The sequence below is a fragment of the Microcoleus sp. AT3-A2 genome, assembly GCF_036705685.1.
Classification (GTDB): Bacteria; Cyanobacteriota; Cyanobacteriia; order Cyanobacteriales; family Microcoleaceae; genus Microcoleus.
Genome location: NZ_JAUBVF010000052.1, coordinates 1 through 12,121 on the forward strand (window position 1 = coordinate 1; position 12,121 = coordinate 12,121).

At 46.6% G+C, this 12,121-nt stretch carries 10 protein-coding genes; 5 read left to right on the top strand and 5 right to left on the bottom strand.

Annotated features, from left to right (window positions below):
• Positions 1-53: 53 nt before the first annotated feature.
• On the bottom strand, positions 54-1,127 hold the full coding sequence (locus QUB37_RS22710) for a leucine-rich repeat domain-containing protein (protein WP_333166398.1): 1,074 nt from the start codon (positions 1,125-1,127) through the stop codon (positions 54-56).
• A gap of 135 nt (positions 1,128-1,262) precedes the next feature.
• On the opposite strand from QUB37_RS22710, the gene QUB37_RS22715 reads away from it, so the two are divergent.
• The 3 genes from QUB37_RS22715 to QUB37_RS22725 all read left to right on the top strand — a co-directional run bounded on the left by QUB37_RS22715 (position 1,263) and on the right by QUB37_RS22725 (position 5,273).
• The gene (locus QUB37_RS22715; protein WP_333166401.1) at positions 1,263-3,212 is read left to right on the top strand and encodes a long-chain fatty acid--CoA ligase; all 1,950 of its coding nucleotides are present in this window, start codon (positions 1,263-1,265) and stop codon (positions 3,210-3,212) included.
• Positions 3,213-3,356: 144 nt separating this feature from the next.
• Positions 3,357-3,797 carry a YlqD family protein gene (locus QUB37_RS22720; protein ID WP_333166403.1) on the top strand — a complete coding sequence of 147 codons (441 nt, stop codon included), beginning with the start codon at positions 3,357-3,359 and terminating at the stop codon, positions 3,795-3,797.
• 180 nt (positions 3,798-3,977) lie between these two features.
• Positions 3,978-5,273 (top strand): dihydrolipoamide acetyltransferase family protein, encoded by a 1,296-nt coding sequence (locus tag QUB37_RS22725; RefSeq protein ID WP_333166405.1) that lies wholly within the window; start codon positions 3,978-3,980, stop codon positions 5,271-5,273.
• A 604-nt stretch (positions 5,274-5,877) separates the two neighbouring features.
• Here the strand turns inward: QUB37_RS22725 and mscL are convergent.
• The 3 genes from mscL to QUB37_RS22740 form a co-directional block, all read right to left on the bottom strand.
• Entirely contained in the window at positions 5,878-6,315 is a 438-nt protein-coding gene (gene mscL / locus QUB37_RS22730) for a large conductance mechanosensitive channel protein MscL (RefSeq protein ID WP_194067975.1), read from the bottom strand.
• 792 nt (positions 6,316-7,107) lie between these two features.
• The gene (locus QUB37_RS22735) at positions 7,108-8,538 is read right to left on the bottom strand and encodes a DUF3370 domain-containing protein (RefSeq protein ID WP_333166407.1); all 1,431 of its coding nucleotides are present in this window, start codon (positions 8,536-8,538) and stop codon (positions 7,108-7,110) included.
• Between the two features lie 312 nt (positions 8,539-8,850).
• The gene (locus tag QUB37_RS22740) at positions 8,851-9,585 is read right to left on the bottom strand and encodes a PEP-CTERM sorting domain-containing protein (RefSeq protein ID WP_333166410.1); all 735 of its coding nucleotides are present in this window, start codon (positions 9,583-9,585) and stop codon (positions 8,851-8,853) included.
• 567 nt (positions 9,586-10,152) lie between these two features.
• Between QUB37_RS22740 and surE the strand changes: the two genes are divergently transcribed.
• Both surE and QUB37_RS22750 read left to right on the top strand, forming a co-directional pair.
• Positions 10,153-10,827: a 5'/3'-nucleotidase SurE gene (surE, locus tag QUB37_RS22745; protein WP_333166413.1), complete on the top strand. Its 675-nt coding sequence runs from the start codon at positions 10,153-10,155 to the stop codon at positions 10,825-10,827.
• Positions 10,828-10,942: 115 nt separating this feature from the next.
• Positions 10,943-11,110, top strand: a complete 168-nt coding sequence (locus QUB37_RS22750) for a hypothetical protein (RefSeq protein ID WP_333166416.1) — start codon at positions 10,943-10,945, stop codon at positions 11,108-11,110.
• 69 nt (positions 11,111-11,179) lie between these two features.
• On the opposite strand, the gene QUB37_RS22755 is transcribed toward QUB37_RS22750, so the two are convergent.
• Positions 11,180-12,058, bottom strand: a complete 879-nt coding sequence (locus QUB37_RS22755; RefSeq protein ID WP_333166419.1) for a DUF3370 domain-containing protein — start codon at positions 12,056-12,058, stop codon at positions 11,180-11,182.
• Positions 12,059-12,121: the final 63 nt, after the last annotated feature.

Sequence of the window (12,121 nt, forward strand, 5' to 3'; positions counted from 1 at the left end):
ATTATACTGATGATCCGTAAAAAAGTCATGCTGGAGTTGACGAGTATTTATACTCATCGCAAAAGTGACATGCTCCCAGTCAGGGATGCTAGCGGTTTGATATCGCTGATTTGATTCTTGTCGAGGTAGAGAGAGTTAAGGTTAGTCAGGGATGCTAGCGGTTTGATATCGCTGATTTGATTGTTGAGGAGGTTGAGCACAGTCAGGTTAGTCAAGGATGCTAGCGGTTTGATATCGCTGATTTGATTATTGCCGAGGCTGAGCGAAGTCAGGTTAGTCAAGGATTGTAGTGGTTTGATCTCACTGATTTGACTGTTGTCGAGGCTGAGCGAAGTCAGTTTAGTCAATGATGCTAGTGGTTCGATGTCGATGATTTGATTATTATTGAGGCTGATCACAGTCAGGTTAGTCAAGGATGCTAGCGGTTTGATGTCGCTGATTTGATTCTTGTCGAGGTAGAGCCGAGTCAGGTTAGTAAAGGATACTAGCGGTTTGATGTCCCTGATTTGATTATTATCGAGGCTGAGCGAAGTCAGTTTAGTCAAGGATGCTAGCGGTTTGATGTCGATGATTGGATTATTGCCGAGGTAGAGCACAGTCAGGTTAGTCAAGGATGCTAGCGGTTTGATGTCCCTGATTTGATTCTTGTCGAGGTAGATCACAGTCAGGTTAGTCAAGGATGCTAGCGGTTTGATGTCGCTAACTTTATTCTCGTACAGGACGAGCCGATTCAGTTTGGTCAAAGATGCTACTAGCGGTTTGATGTCGCTGATTTGATTATTGCCGAGGTAGAGCTCTGTCAGGTTAGTCAAGGATGCTAGCGGTTTGGTCTCGCTGATTTTATTGTTGGTGAGATACAGTGTCGTGAAACTTGAAAGTTTCCGATCGCCCTCAACACAATCAGTAGTCCCCGCTTTCTCCAACAGCACATCAACAGTATGTTTAGTTTCAGGACTCAAATCGGCTTTTTGGCGGCACCAATCAGCAAATGTTTTGTTTGCCGATCGCACTTCTGCGGCCTTCACAGACAGTTTATTTCCACATGATGCTAGGCCGATCGCACTAAAAGCAACTACGATCAACCTTGATAAATTAATGTGTTGCTGTGCAACTATAAATTTTATCATCTTGCCTCTCTAATTTTCTAAATAGACAATGGCAGGTTGGCAAACTGTCACGATACTGCCATAAAGTTCTAAAATAGCTCTCATATTCAACTTATAGCCAATAATTTTATCTCCGAAAACTCAGGAAGATACCTTATGAACCGCCCACCATCTTACACATCATCTGAAATGACTGATCGCGATCGTGCGAACCTCAGCAAGCTAATCGATTACAGTTCCATCCAATCGATACCCGAAATTTGGGCGATCGTCAAACAGCGCTTTCCTCAAACCGTCGCCCTCCACGACCCCCACACCGACCCAGAAATCAAACTCACCTACACCGACCTCTACCAGCAAATCCAGCAATTCGCCGCCGGCTTACAAGCCCTCGGCATCGAACCAAATCCCGAAGAAGCAGTCCCTCCCCGCGTCGCCCTCTTCGCAGACAACAGTCCCCGCTGGCTGATAGCCGACCAAGGTATCATGATGGCCGGGGCCGCCAACGCCGTTCGAGGCGCCACCGCCGACCCCGAAGAACTCCTTTACATCATCCAAGACAGCGGCAGCACCGCCTTGGTAGTCGAAAACCTGGCATTACTCAAAAAACTGCAACACCGCCTCCCGGATTTGCCCATCCAACTCATCGTCCTCCTCTCCGACGAAGAACCGGAAACCAGCCAAACCCTAAGCACAGTCAAATTTTCCCAAGTCATGACCACAGGGGCAAACCGCCCCCTCAAACCCACCAACCACAAGCCTCAAACCCTCGCCACCCTCCTCTACACCAGCGGCACCACCGGCAAACCCAAAGGCGTCATGCTGACTCACGGGAACCTGCTGCACCAACTCACCACCTTGGGCACAGTTCTCCAGCCCGAAGCCGGCGAATCTGCCCTCAGCATTCTGCCTAGTTGGCACGCCTACGAACGCAGCGTCGAATACTTCTTGCTTTCCCAAGGATGCACGCAAATTTACACCAATATTCGCTATTTCAAACAAGACTTTAAAACTTACAAACCCCATTACATGGTCAGCGTTCCGCGCATCTGGGAATCGATTTATGAGGCCGTACAAAAGCAATTTCGGGAACAGCCGCCTAACAAACAAAAATTGGTGGATTTCCTGTTATCTGCCAGCCAGCAATACATCGAGAACCGCCGCATTTGCCAAGGATTAACTCTCAATTTAAAACCTGCTTCTGCTACTGAAAAACTAATCGCCCGGACCAAAAGCATTCTGTTGTCGCCCGTGCACGCCCTCGCCGAAAAACTGGTTTACCAAAAAGTCAGGCAAGCTACAGGGGGACGCTTAAAATGGGCGATTAGCGGTGGCGGTTCTTTGGCAACGCATTTAGACAATTTCTTTGAAATAGCGAATATCGGCTTGTTGGTGGGATACGGTTTAACCGAAACTTCGCCGGTTTTAACAGTCCGCCGCCCTTGGCACAATCTTAAAGGTTCCGCTGGACAACCGATCGCCCATACGGAAATTAAAATAGTAGACCCAGAAACCAGACAGCAACTGCCAACAGGCCAGCGCGGCTTAGTATTGGCGCGGGGGCCGCAAATTATGCAGGGCTACTATCTCAATCCCCAAGCGACTGCCAAGGCGATCGACTCCGAAGGCTGGTTCGACACCGGGGATTTGGGCTGGCTGACACCGGGAAACGACTTAATCTTGACCGGGCGGGCCAAAGATACGATCGTCCTCAGCAACGGTGAAAACATCGAACCCCAGCCCATAGAAGACGCCTGCGTCCGCAGCCCCTACATCGACCAAATTATGCTAGTAGGTCAAGACCAGAAATCCGTCGGCGCCTTAATTGTCCCCAATGCAGAATCTGTGCAGAAATGGGCAGAAACTCAGAATCCCCCTGTACACGAAATTGACTGGAATAGCAAGACTATTCAAAATTTATTCCGCCAAGAATTGAACCGAGAGGTGCAAAATCGCCCTGGATACCGCGCGGACGATCGCATCGGCCCGTTCCGGTTGATTCAGGAGCCATTTTCGATCGAAAATGGAATGTTGACCCAGACCCTGAAAATTAAGCGCCCGGTTGTGACGCAACACTACCGCGATATGATTGACGGGATGTTTTGAAATATTCGCAGGACTTGGGGAATGGAAAAGAAAAAATTATCCCAATACCCGAGTCCCGAGTCCGAGTCCTCAGTCCTGGGCCATTAGTTCATGTTTACCAACTAATGACTAATGCCTAATTCCTAATTGACAAGCAACAACTTTATGGAACCACAATTACTCTTGAAGCGATCGATTAACGTTAAAGTCATCGTTACTCCCCGCTGGAAAGAAGAAGCTCAACAGCAACTCCAAGCCCAAATCAACCAAATAGACTCTCAGCTACAACAGTTAGAAATGCAAGGGCAGCGGATGATTTCAGAAATCAAACAGCAAAATCTACAGCCCCCAGGCCCGCAAGTACAGCAGCAAATAGAAAACATTCAAGTGCAGGTGAATCAAAGAAAAAGCGAACTGCTAGAACAGAAAAACCAAAACCTGCAACAGCTTCAGCAAGTGCAGGTGCTAGACCTCGAGCAAGAAGTGAGTCAAGGTCAAATTGACGGCACGTTCACTGTCGGGCTGGGAGAAAACTTGATTCAAAAAATGCAAGTAGAAATTCTCCTCCGCGACGGCATAGTCGAAGAAATTCGAGGTGATATTTAGAAATTGGTAAGTGGTAATTGGCGATCGCTAATTGGCAATTGATTTTGAGTCAACAGTCACACATCAAGAATTCGAGAGACTGGCATAATAATAAGTATTGCCGGTGGCCGGTCGCCAATTATCAATTGCCAAATACCGATTACCTATTACCTATTACCAACACACAAGGACTTTTTACAGATGATTCGCGAAGTTTTCATGCCAGCCCTGAGTTCGACAATGACAGAGGGCAAAATTGTTTCCTGGGTCAAATCCGCCGGAGACAAAGTAGAAAAAGGCGAAACGGTGGTAGTCGTTGAATCCGACAAAGCCGACATGGACGTGGAGTCTTTCTACGAAGGCTATTTAGCAATAATTATCGTACCTGCGGGCGAAGTTGCTCCGGTGGGCACAGCAATCGCCCTAGTAGCAGAAACAGAAGCCGAAATCGCTGTCGCTCAGCAGCAAGGAGCCGCCGCTCCAAGCGCAGCAGCAGCCCCCGCTCCCAGCCCCGCTCCTGTGAGCGCAGCTACATCGTCAGCAGGTTTGCAGCAAAATGTCAGCCGCCAAAACGGCCGCAGCGTCGTTTCTCCCCGCGCTCGCAAGTTAGCCAAAGAGTTTAAAGTAGATTTGAATTCTATCAAAGGCAGCGGGCCCAACGGTCGCATTGTCGCAGAGGATGTGGAAGCAGCAGCCGGCAAAGCCCAACCCGCTCCGGTTCAGCAACCGGTAACAGTCCCCGCAGCACCCGCACCCGCACCCGCAGCACCCGCCCCCGCAGCAGCCAAACCCGCCCCCGCACCAGTCCCCTCGGTGGCACTTTCGGGCCAAAGAGTACCGATGAATGCGCTGCAAAATGCGGTGGTGCGGAATATGGAAGCAAGTTTGAGCGTGCCGTCTTTCCGCGTCGGTTACACAATTACTACTGATAATCTCGACAAACTCTACAAACAAATTAAGTCGAAGGGCGTCACGATGACGGCTATGCTGGCGAAGGCTGTAGCAGTAACTTTACAAAAACATCCTCTGCTGAATGCTTCTTATGTGGAGTCGGGAATTCAATACCGCGCTGATATTAATGTGGCGGTAGCGGTGGCGATGGATGGAGGCGGTTTGATTACGCCGGTGTTGCAAAATGCCGATCGCCTCGATATTTATTCGCTTTCGCGGACTTGGAAGGATTTAGTCGATCGCGCCCGCACCAAACAGTTAAAACCCGATGAATACAGCACGGGAACTTTTACTCTTTCCAATTTGGGAATGTTTGGAGTAGATAAGTTTGACGCGATTTTGCCGCCGAATCAAGGCTCGATTTTGGCGATCGGCTCTTCGCGGCCGCAAGTAGTAGCAAACGAGGAAGGTTTGATGGGAGTGAAGCGCCAAATGCAGGTGAATATTACTTGCGATCACCGGATTATTTACGGTGCTGATGCGGCGTCTTTCCTGCAAGATTTAGCGAAATTGATTGAGACCAATCCTCAATCTTTGACACTTTAATTAGGACTAAAGTCCTGACTACAAACCTTACTCTGAGGTTCGTAGTCAGGACTTCAGTCGGGAACATCTCAGTATTGCAAAAAGGATTTTTATTATATAACCCATTTGACATCTTTTGTAAAATCCTTACAGGGCAACTATTCTAGCCTAAATTTAGGATTCTACTGATTCGCCCCAAACCTAGTTGTGGTAATAAGTCTGGAATAGATGTCAAATGGGTTCTATAGGCCTGAACTATGCCTACAGCCATACCCTCGATAATAGAGAAAGCATCTCCAAATTGAACGTTAATAACGTGTAATTTCTCAGCGTTAAAAAAGCACCCAATTCGGAAATACGTAAAAGAAAAATTATGAAAAATACTGTTTATCACCACCAAACTTTGGATTCATGATGCCGGTTACGAAATCGCAAAGAAGGCTTTTGAAATATCTTTAGTGTGAGTGTGCAAAAAAGGAGATAACAGCCTAAACTTTTGCCTGCATCCCCTAAAAATCAAGTATTAAGTAGTTGTACAAAATTAATCACACAAAATATCCCCTGAAATCCTTACAACGTAAAGAGTCTTTATCTAATTAATTTCGTTTGGTTACTTACGTAGGCTCTAAATACCACGCGATTCCAATGCTTTTGCTAAGCGTTCTAAAACTTCTGTCATCTTTTCCTGGTTGAGAGTAGCAGCATCAACAAGTGCAACTTCTGCTTCTGCTTCTGCTGCTTGCCGACGAATTAATCTTTTTTTTGCAGATTCTACGCTTCGGAGTAATAGAAAAATAACAAAGGCGATAATCACAAAACTAATTACAGATGCCAGGAAAACACCCCATTTTATACCTCCTGGTGCCCAACTTTCCAGGTCTTTAGCTCCCGCAGCCGTTAAAGCAGGATTAAGAAGAATGGGAGTAATAATATCTTTGACTAAAGAATCAATGATTTTTCCAAAGGCTCCACCAATGATGACGGCAACTGCCAGTTCAAGGACATTTCCCTGAACTAAAAACTTCCAGAAATCGCTCCAAAATCCGCTACTACTTCTTGCCATGATGGATGTTCCCCTATAGATATGCCAGTAAAATTTATTTTCTCATGATTCAGGAAAAACTTTATTATATTTTAAACCAAACAAACTGGTCAAAGGCGATCGGGTTCAATCTAAGAACGGAGTGGCGCGACTTTTTGGTGCAACGGATGTTGTCCTTACTTTTCACGCTATCTCTGAAAGCCTTGTCATGCAAGGGTTTCATCTGAAGACGTTTGTCAATGATTTCTACTTAGGGCTTGCTGAAAAAGTGTACGCAGTGGAAAAACGAGGCTACACAGCTTGAAAAATAGTAGGTTTATTGGTGAATTCCCAAATTTAGCCAGAGACGAACAACCAAGGTGCAAAGGTTTTGAGCCTCTATAAAACCCGTTTGACATCTTTTACGCTGTTATACGTGACCGCAAAAGCATTATCCAGCAGCAGCCATGCCTTATTGTAGCAGTCTAACGGATTCAGAATGGGAAATAATTGAACCCATACTACATGAGATATTGCCCAGGAAGAAGCTAACTAAAACCATGTAACTGGACAAAAAGAGAAATCTTAGATGGAATCTTCTATCAACTAAAAAATGGCTGCAATTGGTAAGACCTACCCAAGGATTGGCCCCCTTACAAGGGCCGTATATTGGCTTTACTTGCAGTGGCGAACACAGGGAGTGATAGAAGAGCTGATGAGAGTGCTACATGGGCAAGTGCCTGAGCAGGTAAAAAAAGCCAAATGGACTACATTTTAGTTTTTCTTGATGCGGACTAAAGTCCTCACTACAAACCTTTGACTACTGACTACAAACTAATTACTCGATCGCACAGTCAAGACTTGCGGCGGCGTCGCATCCGGCGGATACAAGAAATCCACCTGCACCAAACGGCGTTCCCCCGGCTTCATATTCACATTCACCAAAGGTTCCCCCTGCTGTCCCCTGCGCTGCACAATGTGAATGTAGCGCGTCAAAGTCTTACCCGTATCGTCATTAAATATCACCCGCACCGTACCTCGGAAAAATATCCGATTTTCCGGCGGCTCATAAAACATCAATCCCCCCGATTTTGTATTTGTTTTAATCGGTGTTTGTATTCTAATACTCACCGATTGAGACTCGCGAGATTTGTTGTAAAGCGGAAAAGCTAAGTTGTATTGAATCCCGTAATTACCGTGAGCAAAATAAGCAGTATCGGGATAGCGAGCTAACATTTTAGCACTTTGAACTTGACCAGTTCCAAAAGTACCCGTATCAGTAGTGCTCAAAGCATAGGAAAATGACTCGCCGCGCTTGGGAATAGTTAAATAATCAGTTCTCGAATTGTCACTAATTTTAGCTTTCCACTGGGAACCTTCAGCTACTCCCGCCACGCGGCCGTAAATTTTTTGCAGCGGATTTTCGTCTTGCGGAGTTGGTGCCAAATCTCTAGGCCCCGCTAAACCTTTGGTATTTAAAATATTGTCCCACTCTTCTAAAGTCGGATATTGTTCGACTCCTCCTTGACTTTGAGGAGCAAACATTGCTAATGATGCTACATAAACCGAATTGCTGCTCGACATTCGCATTAAAGTCGATCGACCGTTGGAAGCAGGCGTGACATTCCCCACAGGTATCGGCAAATTCATCAGCATTCGGCTCTGATTCGCCGGAATCTCGATCGCAGCGGGCAAAATGGCTTGTCTGTATCCCCGCAGCACATCGCTGGTGATGCGGCTTCCAGGCCCCGCAAACACAGTGCCAAATCGATTCTCTAAATACGACGGCAAATCGACAAACAAGGCATCCGGGCGAGTTAAATAAGTCGCTCCTTGCAAGACATTTAAAGTAACAGGTTCGGAGTTGGGATTGTGGACAATTATTCCTTGAAATAAGGTGCGAGTTTCGGCGCGATTTTTAGCTTTGGCGATGTGGTGGGCAAAGATGTCAAATCGGCCTTTGAAGGGAAAGTTTAAGTGTGCAGAAGGTACTTGTTTTCCTTCGGGCCCAAATGTGGAGAGCAAAATGCCTTCGGTTTGCACAACTTCGGGGCTGTTGCTGTTGAAAACCGGGATGTTGTCGAGTTGTCCGGGTAAAACGCGCACTTGCTGGGGCATTGTCACTGTTTTCAGCGGGCTGCTGCTTGGCTGTGGCGGCAAATCGAGTTCGTTTTCGGGTGCGGGCGCTTCTGGGTCGATGATCAGTTGTTGTTGGGCGGGAGGTGCGGGGATTGTTTGAGCTAGGGGGAAAATTGGCAAAAACATTGCTGTGAGCGCGTTTAACTGAACTTTCAGAAGATTGCCACATAGCAACCGACAAAAAACCTTACCACAAGTTGGTTGATATTTTCTGGGGATGGGGGAATTTTACGTCAATTTTTGGGGAAATTCGGGCATCGCAAATTTTTTGTTTTTCACCTTGACAAAATCTACATTTTGTAATTCCAAAGCAAAAATAAGAGCCAGAGGCGGGATAGCTGCCCTGGCTCTTATGAGTTGATACTAGAAGTTAACCTGAATTCACTCGAAATGCTACAAGCTTTTCTACCGATGGATGGCCTGCACCCCTGAGAAAATTTAAGCAAGAGCTTTTTTTGCTTGCTTGCGGCGGGCTGCGACTAAACTTCCCAACCCCATCACCATACCTGCAATAGTGGTTGGTTCTGGCACTGGCTCAGCATCAGCGGAAACTCCCGCCATAACTTTGTCACTGGTACCAACATTAGACCCAGCTACCTGCTGGAAGCGAACCCCTGCCTTGAGCGTACCATTCTGAAATCCCGTCAAGAAAGCATTTTCTGCCTGAGCCGCACTTAGACTGCTGCCAGTTAGCAAAAAGCTAACCAAAGTAGACTGATTTTTATATAAGCCTTCATTAGCGTTTCCACCTTCAAACTCTTTGCGCGGAATGCTAATGCCATAGTCGAAACCGTTGTGCAAGCCACTAATATCAACATTGTTCCAAAACGCTGTAAAATTGCTGCCTGCGGTCGATTTAACCGATGCAGTAACGCCCGTCAATACGTCAAAGGCCACGCCAACGAGAGAAGAGTTTGTTGCACCACCGGCTGTAGCCTGAGTGCCAGTGGTATTGGTGATGCCCAAATTCAAAAGTAAGTCGGCTCCACTTTGGACAACGTTGAAGTCCAATGTTGCAGTAGCGCCGGTGCCAATGCCGTTGGTCGTACCGTACTCAGGAGCCACGGATAAACTGAATGCTTGGGCTTGCGTTGCAGTTAGTAAGGAAGAAGCAACAACTAAACCAGCAGTAGCTATACAGGCGGTTAGTGGTTGGGCGAAGTTGGTTTTCATAAGAGTAATACCTTTTTTATATCCTTTGGGGATTGACTTTATTGATTCCTTCTGGTCTCTGTTTACATCATCTATCATGTAAAGGTCTTTGTCTATACATTTTTGATACCTTTACCAAAACAATATTTTGCGAGGTTTAAGAATAAACCTTTCGTAAACTTGGTTGTATCGCCAAGGCTAGGATGACTGCTGCTGAGGCATTCCACGCCTAACTATCCGTTATTGCAACTTTCGGTATCATCGGTTGTCACAACCGCTGACTACGTAATCTTACTAACAGTAAGTAATATATTATACAAATATTGAGAAATGTGTTGGTCGATCGCCTGATGTACGCGAAAGTAAATATGGAATTAGTAACTCTTCCCGGGCGCAGATAGCGGGTTTGAGCCACTAAAGTACGGCGTGGAGAACCCAAAATTTAGGCTGTTGTTCAATCTCCAAGATTCATCTGTGGAGTAAATCTAAAATCTAAAATCGACAGAATCCCCGCGACACCCTACAATTTGAGATTGCCTCGACTCGCCCGCCAGTGACACAATAACGTTACTAATAGACAAATTTTCAATGATAATTTTAACCAACGACGACGGCATAGACGCTCCGGGGATTCAGGCACTTTTGCAGGCTGTAGAAGGCAAAACAATTATGGTGGCTCCGCAGGGGCAATTGTCCGGCTGCGGGCATCAGGTGACGGCTCACAGTCCGATTCATGTCGATCGGCGATCGTCCGTGGAATATGCTGTAGGGGGAACACCTGCCGATTGCGTGCGTATTGCTCTTCATCACCTTTGTGCGAAGCCGGATTTGGTGCTTTCGGGTATTAACGCAGGTGGCAATTTGGGCGTTGACGTGTATATTTCGGGTACGGTTGCGGCTGTGCGGGAAGCAGCCATGCACGGTATTCCGGGAATCGCAATTTCCCACCGGATTAAAAGGCCACTGGAAATAGATTGGGATGTCGCTACTCGGTGGACATCGCGGGTGTTGGCCCATTTGCTGAACCGGGAACCAAAGTCGGGGTGTTTCTGGAATGTGAATTTGCCGCATTTAGCGCCGGGAAGTGCGGAACCGGAAATTGTGTTTTGCCAGCCTTCGACGCAGCCGCTGCCAGTGGTTTACCGGGTGGAGGGAGAATACTTTTATTATGCCGGAGAATATGGCTCGCGCGATCGGGCGGCAGGGACTGATGTTGACGTGTGTTTTGAGGGTAATATTGCGGTGACTGAGATATCGCTGTGATACATTTGGGCGATCGAACTATATTTTTTTTTAATCAATTCTAAATAACTGGTGTTAAATTCGATCGGGGACGGAAGGTTTCATTCCAGAAACAGCTTTATCGAAGCAAAAGCGATTGGAAAGTAGCAGTTTAGCAAACACTGACTCGCAGCAATCCAAAGCAGTCGATCGAGAAATCCGTCAAAGGGCGATCGCGATTGTTGAGAAGTTACCGGAATCTGTGCTTGATGAAGCCGTTAAGTTTCTCGAATCTTTATATGTTAAGGGCGAGCCCGTCGAGTAGCGATCGTACTTTTTGTTTTTAGAAATTCAGCCACGTTTCCCACAGTGTAAATATACCGTCAACCAATAACTAATTACTCGATCGCACAGTCAAGACTTGCGGAGGCGTCGCATCCGGCGGATACAAGAAATCCACCTGCACCAAACGGCGTTCCCCCGGCTTCATCTTCACATTCACCAAAGGTTCTCCCTGCTGTCCCCTGCGCTGCACGATGTGAATGTAGCGCGTCAAAGTCTTGCCCGTATCGTCATTAAATATCACCCGCACCGTACCTCGGAAAAATATCCGATTTTCGGGAGGATCGTAAAACATCAATCCCCCCGATTCTGTATTTGCTTTAATCGGTTTTTGCATTTTAATAGTAACAGATTGACATTCACGAGATTTGTTGTAAAGTGGAAAAGTTAAGTTGTATTGAATCCCGTAATTACCGTGAGCAAAATAAGCAGTATCGGGATAGCGAGCTAACATTTTAGCGCTTTGAATTTGACCAGTTCCAAAAGTACCCGTATCCGTAGTGATCAAAGCATAGGAAAACGACTCGCCGCGCTTGGGAATAGTTAAATAATCGGTTCTCGAATTATCAGTAATTTTAGCTTTCCACTCCGAACCTTCAGCTACTCCCGCCACGCGGCCGTAAATTTTTTGCAGCGGATTTTCGTCTTGCGGAGTTGGTGCCAAATCTCTCGGCCCCGCTAAACCTTTGGTATTTAAAATATTTTCCCACTCTTCTAAAGTCGGATATTGTTCTACTCCTCCTTGACTTTTAGGAGCAAACATTGCTAATGATGCTACATAAACCGAATTGCTGCTCGACATTCGCATTAAAGTCGATCGACCGTTGGAAGAAGGCGTGACATTCCACACAGGTAAAAGCAGCGTTTGACCCATGAAAGCGCTGATGTTGCCTTTAATTATACCAATTCGCCCGATCGCCCAATTTAGCACAGACGTGGCGCTCAGCTTTCGATCGCACCTTCCTGAGTCCGCGCACCCTTTCCAAAATTGTTG